Here is an 18,481-nt window from a genome sequence, read left to right as displayed (position 1 = left end):
ACTCCAGCTCAGTGAATGGTCACTGACTTAGTGAGACTTGCGAACCCGCAGATACCACTCGGCCAACAGCCGAACCTGCTTCTCCGTGTAGCCTCGATCGACCATACGCTCGACGAACTGCTTGTGCTTGTTCTGATCTTCCTGACTCGCTTTCGGGTTGAACGAAATTACCGGCAGCAGATCCTCGGTGTTCGAGAACATCTTCTTCTCGATCACGCTGCGCAGTTTCTCGTAGCTGAGCCAGGACGGGTTCTTGCCACCGTTGTTGGCCCGGGCCCGCAGTACGAAGTTGACCACCTCGTTGCGGAAATCCTTCGGGTTGCTGATTCCGGCCGGTTTCTCGATCTTCTCCAGCTCTTCGTTGATGGAGGAGCGGTCGAGAATTTCGCCAGTGTCGGGATCCCGGTATTCCTGATCCTGAATCCAGAAATCGGCATAAGTGACATACCGGTCGAACAGGTTCTGGCCGTATTCGCTGTAGCTCTCCAGATACGCGGTCTGGATTTCCTTGCCGATGAACTGCACATAGTGCGGTGCCAGGAATTCCTTGATGAACCTGAGGTACTTCTCATGGGTTTCCGGCGGGAACTGTTCCTGCTCGATCTGTTTTTCCAGAACGTAGAGCAGGTGCACCGGGTTGGCGGCCACTTCGGTAGTGTCGAAGTTGAAGACCTTGGACAAGATTTTGAAGGCAAATCGTGTGGACAGACCGTCCATGCCTTCCATCACGCCGGCGGCGTCACGGTACTCCTGAATGGACTTGGCTTTCGGGTCGGTATCCTTGATGTTCTGGCCGTCATAAACCCGCATCTTGGAGAAGATGCTGGAGTTTTCCGGCTCCTTGATGCGAGAGAGCACCGAGAACTGGGCCAGCATGTCCAGGGTGTCTGGCGCACAGGGAGCGCCTTCCAGGGAGCTGTTGCTGAGCAGTTTCTTGTAGATCTCGATTTCTTCCGTCACCCGCACACAGTAGGGCACCTTGACGATATAGACCCGGTCAAGGAACGCCTCGTTGTGCTTATTGTTGCGGAAAGTCTGCCATTCGGATTCGTTGGAGTGGGCCAGGATCACACCGTCGAACGGGACAGAGCCCATGCCTTCGGTGGTGTTGTAGTTACCTTCCTGTGTGGCTGTCAGCAACGGATGCAGCACCTTGATCGGCGCTTTGAACATTTCCACGAATTCCATCAGGCCCTGGTTGGCCTTGCACAGGCCGCCGCTGAAGCTGTAGGCATCCGGATCATCCTGGGAGAAATCCTCCAGCATGCGGATGTTGACCTTGCCCACGAGGGCGGAAATGTCCTGGTTATTGTCGTCACCGGGCTCGGTCTTGGAAACAGCCACCTGGTCGAGTACCGAGGGGTACATTTTTACAACCCGGAACTGACTGATGTCGCCGCCGTACTCATGCAGGCGTTTGACGGCCCAGGGTGACATGATGTTTTTCAGGTAGCGGGCAGGGATGCCGTATTCCTCTTCGAGGATCTGGGCGTCTTCGGCCGGGTCGAACAGCCCCAGCGGCGATTCGTTCACTGGCGAGCCCTTGATGGCGTAAAAGGGCACCTTTTGCATCAGGGATTTGAGCTTCTCGGCCAGGGAGGATTTACCACCGCCCACGGGGCCAAGCAGGTAAAGAATCTGTTTCTTTTCTTCCAGGCCCTGGGCGGCATGGCGGAAGAAGGAGACGATGTTTTCTACCGCGTCTTCCATGCCATAGAACTCGGAAAACTCGGGGTACCGCTTGATGACCTTGTTGGAAAATATCCTTGAAAGCCTCGGATCTTTCGAGGTGTCGACGAACTCTGGTTCGCCGATGGCAATTAACATTCTCTCAGCGGCCGTGGCGTAGGCCGTTGGGTCCTTTTTGCAGATCTCCAGGTATTCCTCCAGGCTGTATTCTTCTTCCTGAGTACTCTCATACCGGTCTTTGAAGTGCTGCAGTATGCTCATAGATTGCCCTCGCTCGCTGTATCTTCAGCTTTCAATTCACGCAATTTCCCCGTTGCAGTCAGCTCCGCCCATCCGGGCGGTTTGTTTAGTTATGGGTGGAAGGAATGGATACTTACAAGCCTGTGCACGATCTGGTCGAGGTCGGCTTGCTTACTTTGAGCTTAGTTCACGGTTGGGGAGTTGGACAGTGTGTGAGTGGTTAAGGTTCATTAAATTATGTTAGGCGGGTGTGTTGGTTTTGTAGCTTGCCGGGTTTCTTTGGGGACAGTGTGAGGGGGCTGGAGTGCACCGGGTGGCTTTCTGACAACGAATTGGCAACTCGCTTCGCTCAGACATCAAATTCGTTGTCAGAAAGCCACCCGATACACTCCGATCAGGCCACGGAGGCGGCCGCCTGAGGGCAGGCTAGAGTTTGGTTAGACGGAACACGCTTTCCGAGGCGTTTTCCAGGCCTTTTCTCTTTGTAAACGGATGATCCCTGGCCAGGGTGTTGGTCAGGATGTGTTCGATCTTGTAGTCATCCTGGTAGAGCTCCCGCACTTCTTCGTCGCTGACGTTGAATGGCGGGCCTTTGATTTCGGTGTCGTAGTCCAGGGTGATCAGCAGAATTTTCGTGCCGTCCGGGATGATGGCTGTCAGGTGAATCACGTAGTCTTTGCGCATGTGTGGCGGCAGCGCAATCAGGGCGGCCCGGTCGTAGACCAGTCGTACGTGCTTGAGGTCGTCAGGCACCAGTTGGAAGAAGTCGCCGCACCAGAGCTGCAGGTTGTCGTGTTTGAAGGTGATGAAGGGCTCGCCGGGGTGGACCTTGGCTTTCTCGCCGGCTTCTTCGAAAAAGTCCTTGCAGGCCAGTTCGCTAAGTTCCACGCCGATGATGGGGTGGCCGCGGTCGTGGAGCCACCACATGTCGTGGGCCTTGCCGCACAGGGGCACGAAGACGGCGTCGGTGCCTTTGCCGGCCAGTTCCGGCCAGTGGTCGTGTAGATACTGGTTGACGGTGCCTTCGTGGAAGCCGATTTCCTTTTTAGCCCAGCGTTCGTGCCAGAATTCATGTTCCATGGTTCACACCCTGTTCTTACTTGGACATCTTGAGTTTTGGACGTTTATCTCAGTCTACCCTAATCTGTGGCCATCTGGATTCAGGAGAAAAGTATGAAAGCGGTGTTTCTTGATGCCAAAACCCTTGGTGATGACGTGGATCTTTCGCCCATCGAGTCTGTGACGGGCGGGCTGGAAAAGTACGAGAAGACGGCGCCGGATGAGGTGCTGGAGCGGATTCGGGGGTTTGATACCGTTCTGGTCAATAAGGTTGTGCTCACCCGCGAACATTTCGAGGCCTGTCCGGAGCTTAAAACCATCGCTGTGGTGGCTACGGGCCTGAACAACATCGATCAGGCGGCGGCGAAGGATCATGGCATCAAGGTGATGAACGTGACCAACTACGGTCGCTCAACGGTGGCGCAGCACACCATGGCGCTGATGTTGGCGCTGGCTACTCGGCTGCTGGATTACACCCGCGATGTCCAGGCAGGGCGTTGGGGCAAGAGCGACATGTTCTGCCTGATGGACCACCCGATCATGGAGCTGGAGGGGCGAACACTCGGTATTGTCGGTTATGGTGATCTGGGGCAGGGCGTGGCGGAGCGGGCTGCGGCCTTTGGTATGCGGGTTCTGCTCGGGGCCCGCCCCGGTCAGGAAGCCGGAGAGGTGGACGGCTATTCCCGAATTCCCCTGGATGAACTGCTGCCTCAGGCGGACGTGCTCTCGCTGCACTGCCTGCTCACTGACGAAACCCGGGATCTGATCGGCGCCCGGGAACTGAAAATGATGAAGCCGGATTCGTTGCTCATCAATACCAGCCGCGGCGGCCTGGTGAACGAGCAGGCGCTGGCGGATGCGCTGCGCGCTGGCGAGATTGGTGGTGCCGGTTTCGATGTACTGACCGAAGAGCCGCCCCGCAACGGCAACCCCCTGCTGGCGGACGATATTCCCAATCTGATCATTACCCCACACTCTGCGTGGGCCAGCCGGGAGGCGAGGCAGCGGATTGTTGGGATTACTGCCGCCAATCTGACATCGGTGCTCTGAACGAAAAGCCCCGGGTGAACCGGGGCTTCAGGGGCTGGTCAGGGCTGGCTCAGTACTTCCAGCCGACGCTGACCGAGGCGCCCAACTGGTACATTTCCAGATCAATGGTCTGGTTCGGTGCCAGCGGGTTGGGACCGGTGACTGTCTTGGCCGGGGAATAAAAGGCCATGCCAGACACATCGAGGTTTTCGCTGAAGCTGTGGGTGAATCCTCCAGTGAAGTGCCACTCCTGAACGCCCGGCGCCAGGATGTTGAACAGCACATCTTCGTCGGAAATGGGATTTTCTCCATAGCTGACACCGGCCCGCCAGGCATGCGCCGGTGTTTGCTGCCACTGCCAACCCAGCTTGACGATGGTCATGTCGTCCCAGCCAAAGCCCGCGCCGTCATCATCGCCAAGCTGTGCCGTCTGCAGATTGGGCAGGAGCGGGTTGCCCACGCTGTTGATCTCGCTGTAACGAATGTGCTGGATATCCAGCAGGAACCAGTGGTCTTCGAGCCCGGACCAGGCGATACCCGCATTGAACATCTGCGGGATGTCGAAGTCGCCTTGCTCGGCAAACAGGCCGCGATACTTGTCGAATTCATTCATCTTCAGGATGTTGCGCCAGCTCACTCCGCCACGGAGAGTGTCGGTGATTTCACCCTGCCATCCGATCTGGTAACCGTAGCCCCAGGCATCGTCGGTGCCGTTGTTGGAAAGCGCATTTGCGTCCGAGGAAAATGGCTCGAAATTTTGCAGGCCCTCGGCCTCAAAACGCTGATAGGCAATAACCGGTGAAATGCCTATGGCCTGGTTTTCCGAGAATTCCCAGGACCAGGTGGGTGCAATAAATAGCTGTTCAAGATTTACACCGGTTCGGCCCGCGTAAAACGGACCACCGCTTTCACCGGAGTAGTCGGTGTTCATGCCGCCGTTGGCAAACACCGACACGCCAAAGCTTGTGGTATCTGACAGTTCCCGGTTAAAGCCCAGGTGAGGGATAACGAAGCCGTTCCGGCTGCTTTTATAGGTGCCTGGTGCCAAGGGGAACATGTCGCCCATACCGGGGTTGCCGTTCACTGTGTACTCCCGCCGTGGCGAAAACACTTCGATACCGCCATCAATACGATTGCCAACGAACGCCATGCCCGCCGGGTTGGTCGCCGCTGCAATGCTGTCCTGGGACAGAGCAGTGCCAGCACCGGCCATGCCTTTGCTGATGGTGCCATAACCATGGCTGAAGTAGCCGTTGGTTGCCTGTGCAGTGAGCGGAGAGAGTGCCGTGAGTGCGGCAACTCCCAGAGCAAGCTTGATTCGCATGAGAAAACATCCGTTCAGGTAAACGACATATCATGAATAGCCGTCTTTTTACATGCTTTTCGTTATAAGAGAAAGAAAAAAAATATTGATATGGTTATATCGTGATCTGAGTTCGTGCTCCGGGTATCCGTACGCCCCCCGCTTCATCCCCGAAAAGATGACGGCTGTATGACGTGGTTGTTGTCGCTTCCTGCCTAAACTGCTCACGCTCAAACAAAAACAAAAGGGCGACACATCATGATCAGAAAAACACTGGCAGCACTTTGCTGTGCTCTACTTTGTTCCCAGACGGCACTGGCCTTCGAGCGGGGCGAGCTGCTTGTCTGGATTAATTCTGACAAAGGCTTCAACGGCCTGGCCGAGGTCGGCAGGCGCTTCGAGCAGGAGACGGGCATTCCCGTCACGGTTGAAACTCCGGACGACCTGACCTCCCAGTACGACCACTACGGCTATACTGCCAAGGCCCCGGACATCGTGATCTGGCCCCACGACCGCTTCGGCAGCTGGATCAACGAAGGCCACCTGACACCAATCCAACCTTCAGACACCTTCCGTGAATCCATCGCACCCTTCGCCTGGCAGGCCGTGTCGGTGGGCGATCGCGTCTATGGCTATCCCATCGCCATGGAGGTTGTGAGCCTTCTCTACAACAAAGAGCTGGTAGAGAAACCGCCACGGACCCTGGATCAGGTAGCCGAACTCGATCGGAAGCTGGCCCGTAAAGGTGTCAACGCAATGTCCTGGGACTACCGCAACGTGTACTTTTCCTGGCCGATCTTTGCCGGTTCCGGCGGATACAGTTTCGGAGCCGAGGGTTTTGTTTACGACCTTTCCGACGTAGGCGTTGCCACCAATGGAGCCGTTAACGCGGTGACCGGTATCAGAAACCTGCTCAAGCAGGGTGTGCTGGCCGCCGATGCCGACTCCGGTTCCATGATGGAAGGCTTCAAGGCCGGAGAAGTGGCCATGATCATCAACGGGCCCTGGGCCTGGAGCGAGCTGCGCGAAGCCGGAATTGATGTCGGCATCGCCGATGTGCCGACAACTACCGGGAATCCGGGACGACCCTTCGTGGGGGTTCTGGCTGCCGGCATCAGTGCGGTGTCCACCAATCAGGAGATAGCCCGGGAATTCCTCGAGGACTATCTGCTTACCGAGCGGGGACTTCATGCCGTCAATGATGACAAACCGCTCGGTGCCGTCGCCCATCTGGATGTCGTAAACACACTCCGAGAAGACCCGTTCATTGACCATACCTTCCGGTCCGCCAGTCGGGGCGAGATCATGCCCAACATTCCGGAGATGAAACGCTTCTGGGACCTGATGACAATTCGGTTCGCCAGTATGCTGGAAGGTGAGGCCCCGATTCGCGCCACCCTGACCGAGGCCTCAACCCGGTTGCAACGCCTGGACGAAATGCGCGGCTGGACCCGCCGCCATTTTGTTACCACCGATGCCTCCAATTAAGTAGTGATTGATCAACGTCCGAAATGCCGAATCCATGACTGAGCGTGTGGCCTCCCTGAGTGAGATCCTGACCAGAAACATTCGTCAGTTCCGGTACTGAAATGCGCAATTAAGCGTCAGCCGGGTTGTCTACTGGCAGTTGCCTGATAAGCTTAGGAAAACACTTGCATGCAGGACGTTGCGTGGCTTCCATTCAAATGAGAGAAAGACTCCAGGCTGCTGAAAGCTGGATTCTGTCCAACCCGAACCCGCCCCAGAGCTGGCCCTGGACCTGGCTCTACAAGGTCGGGCGTACGGCGTATGCGATGGCCCGGGATGTACTCAGCGGGCAGCTTACTCTCCATGCCATGAGCCTGGTCTACACTACGCTGTTGAGTATCGTGCCGCTTCTTGCTTTGAGCTTCTCGGTGCTTAAGGCGCTAGGTGTGCATCAGAGGATGGAGCCATTCCTGTTCCAGTTCTTTGAGCCGCTGGGGCCCCAGGGGATACAGCTCGCCGAGCAGATCCTCGGGTTCGTGGATAACATGAAGGTTGGGGTGCTTGGTTCTGTCGGCCTGGCGTTGCTGGTCTACACGGTGGTGTCCCTGCTGCAGAAAATCGAGCGCTCCTTCAACATGATCTGGCGTGTACCAGACATGCGTTCCATGGCGCAGCGCTTCAGCAACTACCTGAGTGTGATCATGGTGGGGCCGTTGCTGATGGTTTCCGCCATTGGCGTCAGCGCCACTATTTTTTCCTCAACCATTGTCCAGAAACTCATCGAAATCGAACCGTTCGGCTCGGTGATTCTTGTGGCCAGCCGGTTCACCCCGTTTTTCCTCGTGGTTGGCGCATTCACCTTTGTTTATGTGTTCATGCCCAATACCCGGGTCAAGCTGCGTTATGCCGCCATCGGCGGTCTCGTAGCCGGGGTGTCGTGGCAGGCTGGCGGAATGCTGTTTGCCTCCTTTGTGGCCGGTTCCGCCAAGTACGCGGCAATCTATTCCAGTTTCGCCATCGGCATCATCCTGCTGATCTGGATCTACCTGAACTGGATGATCCTGCTGCTGGGCGCCAGCCTGGGGTTTTATCTGCAGAATCCCGGATCAGTGGCCAAGCGGCGCCAGGTCCAATTGGCACCGGAACTCCAGGAAAACGTGGCGCTTGCGACCATGTGGCTGGTGGCCAAACCGTTCAGTGAGGGTAAGCCGGCGCCTCAGCAGGAAGTGTTGGAGCATGAGCTGCGAGTACCTGGTGAGGTAACCCGTGCGCTCAGCGACAAGTTGATCCGGGCGGGGTTGCTTAGCCTGGCCGGAAGCCAGGGCGATAGACTTGTGCCCGGTCGGGCTCTGGATCTGATTACCGTGGGCGAGGTGCTGAAGGCGGTTCGCTACGACGAGGACCGAATCGTTGACCGGCTGCCGAAGGTTATCCCTGCTGATTTGGTCGGCTCGCGCAAGGTGGAGGAGACGCGAACATTCGCCGAGTTGTTGCGGGCTGATGATGAGCAGGGAAAGATCAGATCCTTTGCCAACCCTGAGACAGAGTCAGCTCCGGACAGTTGAGCGGCCACCCTCCCGGAGCATTTTCTGGACCGCGCTGCGCACGGTGCTGATTTGCTCCGGGGTCAAACGTACCAGTTTCGGCAGCTCTTCTTCGGCAAGATTCCGCTGGTGGGCGTGCCGGAGCACTTCCCGGGTGCCGATGACCATGCCATCGGTCAGGGGCGTATGCTTCTGCCTCGGTGCCGGCCGCTCGGCGGCCAAAAGGTAGGCATGATACTGGGGCGGCAGATTCCATTCGTTTGCCAGTAACTGGCAGGTAGCCCATTGGTACCTGGCCAGAGCGTGGCGGATAAGCGCAGGCTCCGGTTCCCCGTTTGTGGAATGTGAGCGGCAGATGCGTTGCAGTTCCCGGCGGATGGTGATGTAGGCAAGTGAAGGTAGCAGGCCCACCATGAAGTGGGCGCTGGTGTCCTCGCCCTGAGCTTTTGCAATCAATTCCGCGGAGCGCGCGCAGGTCAGGCCCCAGCGCCAGGCGCGCTGCCCGAAAAGTGCTTCCCGGCTGTTCCTTGCGGCCATCATGGGACGCATTACCGCCGCAGAAATGACGTTCCGGATGCCATCCACTCCGAGCACGAATACCGCCTGGTCTACCGATTCAATGGCATGGTCGCTGGTTCGGAAGTAGGGGCTATTGGCAATCTGGAGCAATTGATCGGTCAACGACGGATCACCAAGAATGATCTCGGTCAGCCGCTGGCGATCAGTGGACTCGTCGGACAGTGCTCTCATGAGCATGGGCAGGCTCATGGGTTGCCGTGGAAGTTCTTCCATACTGTTGTTGGACAGGCGTTGATGCAGCTCCTGCAGAACCTGTTCAAAGGTGGAAAGGTCGGACCGCAGAGTTGCGGGCTCTGCGTCCAGCAGCCAGCAGAACAGGTGTTCTTCCAGTTGTTGAGCCATTTCCGGGCTTGTGTCCGGAGTGCCGTTGGGCGGTATTTCCGGAGATGGATTGAAAAGCCGCGCTTCCGGGGCGGGTGGTGCAGACTGCTTGGTTGCGAATAATCCTGTAATCCAGGAGAGAAAACCTGGCATCCGTTGCCTCCGGGTCGAACCTGTTCGAAGTAATGAACCTCCGTTCCGGAGAGTATAGATGCACGACGCATCCTTGCACAGGTTTTAAGCCGGTGAATTGCAGCGGAAATTTACAGGAACGATTCCCCGAACACGAACACCAGTTGGCAGATGCCGGCGCCAAAGCCGAGGAAGGCCCCGACGAGAATCAGCTTGATCTCATCCTCTTGGAAACATGGCCGGAGCAGGTCCTGGAATTCTTCGGAAGACAGGGCAATCATTCGTTCAACCATGATCGATTCCACGGCCCGGGCCCGGTCCTTCTCGAACACCGGGTTGTTGAACGATGTTTGGGATATCTCGATGGCTTTTTCGCCCACCTTGTTCTTGAGGGTGGCAAAGCCGGTGGGGCCGAAGGCCATCTGGGTCAGCGCCTTGCCCATGCCGGCGGTTTCATCCACCAGTGGTTTGATGTGCTTCTTGACCATGTTGCGGGCGCGATCACCCTTTGGCCCATCGAGAATCGCGTTAATGATGTTGCCGACGGTGAGAATCTCGTGGGTAACGATGTGGCAGAAGGATTCCGCCACGGCCGGCTGGCGTTTCAGGAACAGGCCCTGAATGCGGAATGGCCCGACTTTTTTGGCGTGCAGCGGCCGGAAAATAACGTTCAGTGCAATCCAGTTGGTCGCCCAGCCCACCAGCAGGCCGAAGAACGGCAGCACCCACCAGCTCGGGTAGACATACCAGACCGCCATCTGGATCAGGCCGAACAGGAAGCCGAAGTAGAGACCCGAGTTGATGATGAACCTGAATTCCACCTCACCGCATTCAATAAAGATCCGGTTCAGCAATTCCTTGTCGCTGGCCAGGCGGTCAATGACCATGCCTTTGATATCCAGCAGGTCTTCGATGTTATCGGAGACATCTTCCACCAGGTTGTCCACCAGCTGAGGCGTGGATTTGCGGACGCGGTCGTAAACCATCTTCCGGGCAGAGGCGGGCAGGTTTTCCCAGAAAGTGGGGTATTCCTTGAGCATCATTTCGTCCACGTATTCCTCGATGCGGGGTTCGACAGAGTGGACGATGTGGGTTGCCAGAACCTTCGGGTCAATCTGCTGGAAGATCTCCCGAACGGTACCGATCTTGGAGATAGTGGCATCGACACTGATGGCCGCCATTTTACGGGCCTTCGAGGGAATAATGCCCTGCCAGCCAAGCAGCGGTGGTTTGCCAATGAATTCCAGGGGGTAGAAGGTCATCTTGATGGCAAGCCAGTTGGTGGTCCAGCCAATCAGGGCGGCAATGACCGGGATACTGAGGTATTGCCAGAATTCTTGAGTGCTTAGCAGGCTTGTCATCCCGTTACTCGCGTGTGATCGTTTTTTTGCTTTCGGAGTCGACAGGGATAATGTTGTTGGCACCCCTCCATGTCAATGACTTGGGTGCCGACATGAGACGGCGGCACGGTCGGGATCGGTCAGCTGCCGATGTCACCCCAAAGCCATTGGCAAAGCGCCATGGCCGCAACCGGGGCGGTTTCGGTTCTCAGCACCCGGGGGCCGAGGGCCACCGGCAGAAAGCCTTCTTTCTCTGCCTGGGTGATTTCCTCCGGAGACAGCCCGCCCTCGGGGCCGATCATCAGGGCAACTCGCTCGGGGGGAATAATGGACTTCAGGGCGTGTTCGGTGCGGTGGTGGAGAACCAGGCGGACTTCGCAATCGCGGCTGTGTTCCAGCCACTCGGAAACCGTCATCACCGGCAGTATTTCCGGTACCCGGGCGCGCCCGCACTGCTCGGCGGCGCTGATGGCAACGGATTGCCAGTGGCGCAGACGCTTGTCTTCCCGGTCGCCCTTGAGTTTTACGTCGCATCGTTCGGTGGTTAGCGGCACGATACGGGTAACACCCATTTCCACCGCTTTCTGCACCGCGTAGTCCATGCGGTCACCCTTGGAGAGGGTCTGGCCGAGGACAATTTCCAGAGGCGATTCGGTGGCATTGGCCTGCGGCGCGCCCACCTGGACTTCCACGTTTTTCTTGCTGGCGCTGGTGATGGTAGCGGGGTAGTCGTTGCCATCGCCGTTGAAGAGCAGCAGCTCCTGTCCCGGCTGCATGCGCAATACCCGGCCGACATGTTGCGCGGCGTTGTCATCAAGTTCGGCAGTGCCGCCCTCCCTGAGGGCAGAATCGGTGTAGATGCGGGGTATGCGCATGGGCTGGTCTCTCAGGTTCCTGGCGGGGTTCAGTCGCGAACCGCAATCTCTATGCCTTCCGTTGCAACCTGGGCCAGGTGGCGGATCTGCTCCTCGGTGATCACGTAAGGCGGCATGAAGTAAACCACATTACCCAGGGGGCGAAGCAAGGCCTGGCGGGTTAATGCATGCTGGTAAACGCGAATGCCGCGGCGTTCCTGCCAGGGGAAGGGCGTTTTCGACGCTTTATCTTTTACCATTTCCACGGCCAGGGTCATACCGTGCTGGCGGATGTCTCCGACATTGGGGTGGTCCGCAAGGTGGGCAACGGATTCGGCCATGCAGGTGGAGAGCCCACGGTTGCTCTCGATAACATTGTCATCCCGGAAGATATCCAGGGTCGCCAGTGCCACGGCGCAGCCAATGGGGTTGCCGGTATAGCTGTGGCTGTGCAGAAACGCCTTGAGGGTTTCGTAGTCGTCGTAAAAAGCGTTGTAGACATCATCCGTGGTCAGCACCACGGACAGTGGCAGGTAGCCGGCGGTAAGTCCCTTGGACAGGCACATGAAATCCGGAGTGATGCCCGACTGTTCGCAGGCAAACAGGGTACCGGTGCGGCCAAAACCAACGGCAATCTCGTCGGCAATCAGGTGCACTCCGTAGCGGTCGCAGGCTTCCCGCAGCTTGGTGTGGTAGATGGGATGGTGCATCCGCATCCCGCCGGCGCACTGGATCAGCGGCTCCACCACCACGGCGCAGATTTCGTCGTGCTTTTCTGCCAGGAGCTTGTCCATGGCCTCAAACTGGCGCAATGCATAGGCCTCGTCGGTCTCACCTGGCTCCTTGTTGAAGGCGTCAGGTGAAGGGGCCGTCAGCACTTCCATCAGCAATGGCTGATAGGTGTCCTTGTACAGCGATACATCGCCGAGGGCCAGAGCGCCCAGAGTTTCACCATGGTAGCTGTTGCTCAGGTTCACGAAGTTTTTCTTGCCCGGTTTGCCGTGGTTCTTCCAATAGTGGAAGCTCATTTTCAGGGCGGCTTCGATGGCCGAGGAGCCGTTGTCGGCGTAGAAGACCTTGTTCAGGCCGGGCGGAGTCACCTCGATGAGGCGCTCGGACAGATTGACCACCGGCTCGTGGGTAAAACCGGCGAGGATAACGTGTTCCAGCTCGCCAATTTGCTTCTGAATGGCGGCGTTGATTCTCGGATTGGCGTGGCCGAACAGATTGACCCACCAGGAACTGACGGCATCGATAAAGCGATTGCCTTCGAAGTCCTCCAGCCAGACACCCTCGCCCCGCTTGATGGGCACCAGGGGCACGGCGCCTTCGTGGTCTTTCATCTGGGTGCAGGGGTGCCACACGGACTTGAGGCCACGGGTGACGAGGTCAGCATTGCGCATGGTAATTCTCCGTCAGACGGTCGGATTCTGGGTTGTCGCTGTTAACCTGTGCGGATATTACAGTTAACAGCGGATATCGGCCACCCAGATTTCGCGTCGAGCTGGCCCTCTATTGCCTGACGTTTTCCAACGGCTTGCTCACATCACAACCTGGGGCCGAACGATTTGGCGGGAAGGGTGCTTCAGTATAAACTGCCGGTTTACAGCCAAAGGGCCAGGATGGCCCGGAAAAACGCAAAGGACGCGACATGAGTAAAGCGATAGTTCTACTCGGAGACCTTGGCTCCGATCACGAAGGTTTCCCTCCCACCCCGGTGATTGCCGGTTCCCCCGATGTAATGATTGATGGCAAGCCCGTTGCCCGGGTAGGCGACCCGCTGGCACCTCATTCCAAACCCAAGCATCCACCCCATCCGCGGACCATTACTGCGGGTTCGTCGACAGTCCTGATCAATGGCAAACCGGCAGCGGTGACAGGCGGTGCGATTTCATGTGGAGGTGTGACGATTGGTTCTGGCAGTGTGGTGATTGGTGATATTCACACGCCTGCGCCATTTTCGGGCGTATCCCCCGTCACGCCAAGAGCAGCAGTAACTTTAACAACAGCCGCGAAGTCTGTGCAGGCAACGCCAGAGAGGGCTAGCTCCACAGGTCGGGCTGAACCTCCTAATTCTCCGGCCAACTCACCATCCGTGACTAAGCCCAGTACGATCAGCACAGTAAATTCAACTCATCCTGACGCCCACGACAATCGGGATCTGAGTGAGCCCGGATTCCATGTCGTTCGCGAACCAATGAGCCGCAACGAACTGTTGTCTCAGCTTTATGGTGATGCGTCTGCGAAACCTGACAATTTTGAGCGTCTGAATCCTGGGCTGGGCAACCGAGTTTTACCCGGCGAAATGATCGTTATTGCAGACCCTGAAAGTCTGGAATGTACGGTCAAAGAAAACGATCTGATGGCAGTGGCTGCGCAGATAAATCAGGAGGTGCGACAACTGAGTGAGCAGGAGGCTCAGTTCATCGTTGATCATTATGACCTTCTGGAACTGATGACGGCGAATGCGGCGACTGGCATGGGTGCCGGCGCGGCGATGATTGGCCAACAGATCAAAAGCATTAACGCGACACTGAAGGAAATTGAGGCGCTGTATCAGAATGCCTTCAGAAAACATGGCAGGCTGAATGTGCCTGAGTTTTATGAGCAACGCCGGGCCCTATTCACCAAACTGGATTTCGCCTTGGGAAAGATGGCGCGAAAAGGCCTTTCGCTCGATGACAACTCCAAGTTGAAGAAGGCCCTTGGGCTTTCAACCAAAAGCACGGTTCACCATTGGAAAGAGGCGGGTGTCGGACCGATTCCGGGCTATGGAACCCACTATTCAAGGACTGCAGGCGCTGCACGGTTTGTGGAGCATGGCGGGCGATTGGTTGTGGCGCTGGATGCCGGGCTTGCAGGGTACAAGATTTACGAGGCGTGTTCGACTGGGCGAGGGGATGAATGTGAGCAAGTGGCGTACGTCGAGTCTGGACGATTTGCGGGTTCCGCCATCGGTGGTGCTATGGGAGCTTCAATAGCGCCGGTATTGTGTACAGTCGTTGGCATTGGCACGGGCGGGATAGGCGGCGTGGCCTGCGGAATCATCGCTGCCGGCATCGGTGGTGCGGCAGGCGGAAAAGTCATGGGTGATGCAGGGGCCGGTGCAGGCCAATTGGTTTACGAGGTTCGGAGCGATGAGTAACCAACTTATCTACGTACTCGCGCACATAGGGTATTTGAGTCTATTTGTTGGTCTTTTACCGTTGTTTGTCATCATTACCGTTGGGTTCCGTTATGTATCTTTAATCGAAGATCGTGTGGCGACTGAAAGAGGGGGTATTTCAGCAGCTAGGTACATTTGGCAAGGAAAGATCATTGGGCGACTGATGAGAAGCAGTAATGTATTTGCTTATCTGATCTTCCGAGCGATTCCCTCTCCGTTTTTCCAGCAACGCGCATCTTTACTAGGCGATCCGGCTGTGCCCTTGCCGCGAAGTTGGCAAGCCTGGGTTATAACGCCAATGCTTCTCATGTATCTGGCCGTCATTACCACCTTGGTCACCAATTTGGTGATTCAATCTATGAAATGAGGCACCGGGTGGGGCAATTCGTCAGAGGAATCTCGACAGCAAGGGTGGAGCCATTATGGGCGCCAAGATTCGTGAGGTAATTGTTGTTGATTGAGAAGCTCACAGTTATTTCAGCGTTCTTGGGGATTGCCTCCATGATAGGCGGCTTACTGGGAATTCTGTTTACAGTGACAGTAGCGTTTTCGAGGATACGCCTGGCAGAGGCCAAGATTGCCGCGCCCGGCGCCTACCTGGATATGACAAAAACTCTGTGGGGCGATGGTCCCTGGGGAAGGTGGGTTCGTGCGATGAACGTCTGGGCCTTTTTCTTCTACAGGAATCTCCCGGTGATCGGTAGCAAAGTTGCGTCGCGAATGGGTAAAGAGGATGGGGCGACGCCCAGGCATTTAAAGCTGTGGGCGCTTATTCCGGTCACCTTTACTTTTGCATGCGCAATGATATTTACAATGTCGGCCATTTTTTTGGTTATTGCTGAGTGAAGAGTCGCCTGCTGTAAACAACCCATTTTCTGTTACAGAGCTGAGCTAAGAGGCGCGCAACCGTGAGTGAGGAATGGCGAATCTTCGCAGCGTGCGCGAGTGTCCAAGATTTCGAAGTTCTTCAGAACGTGTCAGCAAATTCAAAAACGAAAAAGCAAGGAAGCTCAAACATGATTATCAAAACAATCCTCAACTTCACCGGCCTCTACGCAGCCTTCCAGCTCTGCATTATTACCATCGGTGAGGTATTCAACATCGAGATGAATGCCGGCGTGCAGATCAGTGCTATGATTGGCGCCTCCTATGGCGCCATGGTCGCTTCGGTTTCGGCGTTCGGCCGTGCGCCCACGTTCCGGGAGAACTGGATAATGTCTGTCTCTGCGAACATCAGTGCGCTGATTGTCTCGTTCATTTCCCTAATCGCCCTGCTATTCGTTTCAACCGACGCCCCGGCGATTGGTGATGTCATGCTGGTTATCTCAGAGCTTTCGCTGGGCATTCTGATGATCGGCTTTGTCATTGCCGCTCTCTTGCAGACCTTCGTGTGTTTGCTGATCTTTGGCAAGTTGGCGCGGCGGTATCACATGAAGTTGAATCCGGCCTAACTTTCCGACACAACAAGGTTGTCGAATGACAACCTTGTTGTGTATTGTTTGTCCAAGGGATGGCAAGAATGCCCCGCACGAGACATGCGAACAAAGATATTGAAGCGGCGCAAGTCTACGCGGAATTGAATGGCTAACGGAGTTGAAGATCATGAACCGTGAATACGACTTCACGCTTAAATTTTCAGTTCCACCAGACTTTGCACAGGACCAGCTAGAGAGCTCATTGTTTCAAGCGGGATGCGACGACGCGATCATCGGCCTCGGCCAAAAAGGCCGGCTCGCTCTGAATTTTACACGCGAGGCCGAGTCAGCAGAACAAGCCATGCTGAGCGCGCTGCAGGATGTGCAACGGGCGGTTCCTGAGGCCCGCTTGGTGGAGGCCGGGCCGGATTTTGTGGGTATTTCCGACATGGCGAGCCTGCTGATGTTTTCCCGCCAGAACATGCGAAAGCTCATTCAAACCCATCTGGCCAGTTTTCCAATGCCGGTCCATGAGGGCGCGTCAGCAATCTGGCATCTGTGTGATGTCCTTGCCTGGTTCTCCGAAACACAGAAGCGAGCGATTCCGGCTGATCTAATGGACGTGGCCCGAGTAAGCATGGGCGTGAATATGGTGCGCGAAGCAGGGCGGATCGATCATCGATTGCAGGCGCAGTTAAGACAACAAAGCGCTATCGATTAATGGTATCCAACAACGCCAACATCTCCCGCTGCGGCCAGATCGCGCCTTTGACTCCCTTAACCGTGCAGGGCCTTTCCGCCAGCCACGCGCCGGTTCTGTAGGGTGCAAGATCGCTGATTGACAGCCGGTCATACCAGATCTGATGCTCAAGATCCTGCCCCATCCGGTTCATGGTCGCCTGCACGGAACGGTCGCACTCCAAGTCGCAAACCAGTTCTGCGAGGGCGCTTTCGGCAGCGTCCATCTGTGCCTGATTCGCGCCGGACTTGAGCAGCGTGTTCATCAATGCATCCTGAAACCACCAGTCCAGCTCCGCGAAGTCCGGTTTTGTCAGGCAGGTTGCCAGCAACGGAAAGCGGGTGCGGTCGTGAACAAAAAACACGCAGTTGCGGCGCTGGATTGTAAGCAGGTTGGCGTGCCAGCCGCTAAGCGGGCTCTCAGGCTCGTCATTAGCGGCATGTGGGATCGGCAGTTGGCGTTTGAGACGAGCGGACGAATCCAGCGGCAGTTTTGCCAGCAGTTTCTTGGTGCAGTGGAGGCGGATCATGGGTTTCTTACTGTGTCCTTTCTGAGGCCCTGTTATTGCTTCCTTCGATTTGCGATGAAATAAGACGGAGTTTATGTTTTATGGGGTTAGCTCTTACTGAACACGGTCGGGGGATCAGTAGTGAAATAAAATGGAAGGATCTAATCCGTGCTTCCTCAAAACGAGAATAGCGGACTTACCGATGAAAAGAATAGCGTGCCAATACGCCATCGTACGGTTTATGCCTTATATCGAGACGGGCGAGTTCGCCAACGTCGGTATTTTGCTGTGGGCACCGAAAACCCGCTACTTGGGCTTTAAACTGCTTCGGAAAAAGCATGCCCGTATCACCCAGTTCTTTGAGGAGCTGGACCGGGGACTGTACCTCAAAACCATGGCGAATCTGGATGCTGAGCTGCGCAGAGTACAGGGCATGCTCAAAGACCAGGTCGGCGAGTTTGGTGACAACGACCGGCATTATGGATTTCACAAAGGTCTGTTTCAGGAACTGATCCGACCTCGTGAAACCATCGTGCGTTTCAGCGAGCAGCGGGCAGTGCTGGCGGAGAATCCAGAGCAAACACTGGCTGAGCTCTACGAATATTACGTTGGCCGGAACTTCGTCACTAGGGAATATCAGGAGACCATTCTCGAGAAGGGCATCAAGCAACTCCTGGAACAGCGGGATCTGGCAAAGCGTTTTACCAAGCGTCGGATCGAAGATCAGCTATACGGAGTCACCTTCCCCTTCGTTGAGCAAAAGGACAACGAGGCCATTCGGGTAATCAAGCCCCTGTTCCTGGGGCAGACCGATTCCACGGCCATTATCGAACATGGTGGCAAGTGGAAGCTGAAAGTGGATCAGCTCCGCAAGCGGCATCTGCTGAAAGGCCCCGTGTTATTTCCGGTTAAAGGCCCGGAGCCTGGACAGGTTAATGACCTTCGTGTAGAGGCTTTCGAGGAAACCCTTGCCAACCTGGCGGGCGACGGTATCGAGATAACTCTTCACACTGAAAAAGACAGGATTCTCGAGTTTGCCGGAATGCACGCCCATTAGCGATCTTGGGCTCGTCGGCGGGTATGATTGCGCCTGCCG

Annotated in this window: 17 protein-coding genes; 9 read left to right on the top strand and 8 right to left on the bottom strand. The window is 56.4% G+C overall.

What is annotated here, in order from left to right; all coding sequences use genetic code 11:
- Positions 1-27 precede the first annotated feature (27 nt).
- Positions 28-1,950 carry a PrkA family serine protein kinase gene (locus tag QZ534_RS06285; protein WP_296932780.1) on the bottom strand — a complete coding sequence of 641 codons (1,923 nt, stop codon included), beginning with the start codon at positions 1,948-1,950 and terminating at the stop codon, positions 28-30.
- 405 nt (positions 1,951-2,355) lie between these two features.
- Entirely contained in the window at positions 2,356-3,009 is a 654-nt protein-coding gene (gene tmpT / locus QZ534_RS06280; protein ID WP_296932778.1) for a thiopurine S-methyltransferase, read from the bottom strand.
- A 93-nt stretch (positions 3,010-3,102) separates the two neighbouring features.
- Between tmpT and QZ534_RS06275 the strand changes: the two genes are divergently transcribed.
- Positions 3,103-4,038, top strand: a complete 936-nt coding sequence (locus QZ534_RS06275) for a D-2-hydroxyacid dehydrogenase (RefSeq protein WP_296932774.1) — start codon at positions 3,103-3,105, stop codon at positions 4,036-4,038.
- A 49-nt stretch (positions 4,039-4,087) separates the two neighbouring features.
- On the opposite strand, the gene QZ534_RS06270 is transcribed toward QZ534_RS06275, so the two are convergent.
- Positions 4,088-5,341: an outer membrane protein transport protein gene (locus QZ534_RS06270; protein WP_296932772.1), complete on the bottom strand. Its 1,254-nt coding sequence runs from the start codon at positions 5,339-5,341 to the stop codon at positions 4,088-4,090.
- A 237-nt stretch (positions 5,342-5,578) separates the two neighbouring features.
- Here QZ534_RS06270 and malE point away from each other — a divergent pair, with 237 nt between their 5' ends.
- On the top strand, positions 5,579-6,808 hold the full coding sequence (malE, locus tag QZ534_RS06265; RefSeq protein ID WP_296932770.1) for a maltose/maltodextrin ABC transporter substrate-binding protein MalE: 1,230 nt from the start codon (positions 5,579-5,581) through the stop codon (positions 6,806-6,808).
- Between the two features lie 182 nt (positions 6,809-6,990).
- Positions 6,991-8,352 (top strand): YihY/virulence factor BrkB family protein, encoded by a 1,362-nt coding sequence (locus QZ534_RS06260; RefSeq protein WP_296932768.1) that lies wholly within the window; start codon positions 6,991-6,993, stop codon positions 8,350-8,352.
- Here the strand turns inward: QZ534_RS06260 and QZ534_RS06255 are convergent.
- The 4 genes from QZ534_RS06255 to QZ534_RS06240 all read right to left on the bottom strand — a co-directional run bounded on the left by QZ534_RS06255 (position 8,335) and on the right by QZ534_RS06240 (position 12,960).
- On the bottom strand, positions 8,335-9,384 hold the full coding sequence (locus QZ534_RS06255) for an HDOD domain-containing protein (RefSeq protein WP_296932765.1): 1,050 nt from the start codon (positions 9,382-9,384) through the stop codon (positions 8,335-8,337). The genes QZ534_RS06260 and QZ534_RS06255 overlap by 18 nt on opposite strands.
- A 110-nt stretch (positions 9,385-9,494) precedes the next feature.
- Positions 9,495-10,724, bottom strand: coding sequence for a hypothetical protein (locus QZ534_RS06250; protein ID WP_296932763.1), 1,230 nt, complete (start codon positions 10,722-10,724; stop codon positions 9,495-9,497).
- A gap of 119 nt (positions 10,725-10,843) precedes the next feature.
- A complete protein-coding gene (locus QZ534_RS06245; RefSeq protein ID WP_296932758.1) occupies positions 10,844-11,578 on the bottom strand; it encodes a 16S rRNA (uracil(1498)-N(3))-methyltransferase in 735 nt (244 codons plus the stop codon).
- Positions 11,579-11,607: 29 nt separating this feature from the next.
- Positions 11,608-12,960, bottom strand: a complete 1,353-nt coding sequence (locus QZ534_RS06240) for an adenosylmethionine--8-amino-7-oxononanoate transaminase (RefSeq protein ID WP_296932755.1) — start codon at positions 12,958-12,960, stop codon at positions 11,608-11,610.
- Positions 12,961-13,208: 248 nt separating this feature from the next.
- Between QZ534_RS06240 and QZ534_RS06235 the strand changes: the two genes are divergently transcribed.
- From QZ534_RS06235 to QZ534_RS06215, 5 genes are all read left to right on the top strand, one after another.
- The gene (locus QZ534_RS06235) at positions 13,209-14,702 is read left to right on the top strand and encodes a type VI secretion system PAAR protein (protein ID WP_296932753.1); all 1,494 of its coding nucleotides are present in this window, start codon (positions 13,209-13,211) and stop codon (positions 14,700-14,702) included.
- Positions 14,695-15,090 carry a hypothetical protein gene (locus QZ534_RS06230; protein WP_296932749.1) on the top strand — a complete coding sequence of 132 codons (396 nt, stop codon included), beginning with the start codon at positions 14,695-14,697 and terminating at the stop codon, positions 15,088-15,090. Before QZ534_RS06235 ends, QZ534_RS06230 begins: the two co-directional genes overlap by 8 nt.
- A gap of 86 nt (positions 15,091-15,176) precedes the next feature.
- On the top strand, positions 15,177-15,569 hold the full coding sequence (locus QZ534_RS06225) for a hypothetical protein (RefSeq protein ID WP_296932747.1): 393 nt from the start codon (positions 15,177-15,179) through the stop codon (positions 15,567-15,569).
- Positions 15,570-15,739: 170 nt separating this feature from the next.
- A complete protein-coding gene (locus QZ534_RS06220; RefSeq protein WP_296932745.1) occupies positions 15,740-16,174 on the top strand; it encodes an ABZJ_00895 family protein in 435 nt (144 codons plus the stop codon).
- A gap of 151 nt (positions 16,175-16,325) precedes the next feature.
- Positions 16,326-16,859: a DNA-binding protein gene (locus tag QZ534_RS06215; protein ID WP_296932742.1), complete on the top strand. Its 534-nt coding sequence runs from the start codon at positions 16,326-16,328 to the stop codon at positions 16,857-16,859.
- On the opposite strand, the gene QZ534_RS06210 is transcribed toward QZ534_RS06215, so the two are convergent.
- Positions 16,849-17,406 carry a hypothetical protein gene (locus QZ534_RS06210; protein ID WP_296932741.1) on the bottom strand — a complete coding sequence of 186 codons (558 nt, stop codon included), beginning with the start codon at positions 17,404-17,406 and terminating at the stop codon, positions 16,849-16,851. The two genes, QZ534_RS06215 and QZ534_RS06210, sit on opposite strands and share 11 nt — an antisense overlap.
- Positions 17,407-17,587: 181 nt before the next feature.
- On the opposite strand from QZ534_RS06210, the gene QZ534_RS06205 reads away from it, so the two are divergent.
- Positions 17,588-18,442: a DUF3037 domain-containing protein gene (locus QZ534_RS06205; RefSeq protein WP_296932737.1), complete on the top strand. Its 855-nt coding sequence runs from the start codon at positions 17,588-17,590 to the stop codon at positions 18,440-18,442.
- Positions 18,443-18,481: the final 39 nt, after the last annotated feature.

Source organism: uncultured Marinobacter sp., assembly GCF_913055835.1.
GTDB lineage: Bacteria > Pseudomonadota > Gammaproteobacteria > Pseudomonadales > Oleiphilaceae > Marinobacter.
Note: the sequence above shows the minus strand (reverse complement) of the source record. Positions and strands in the feature narration are given on the sequence as shown.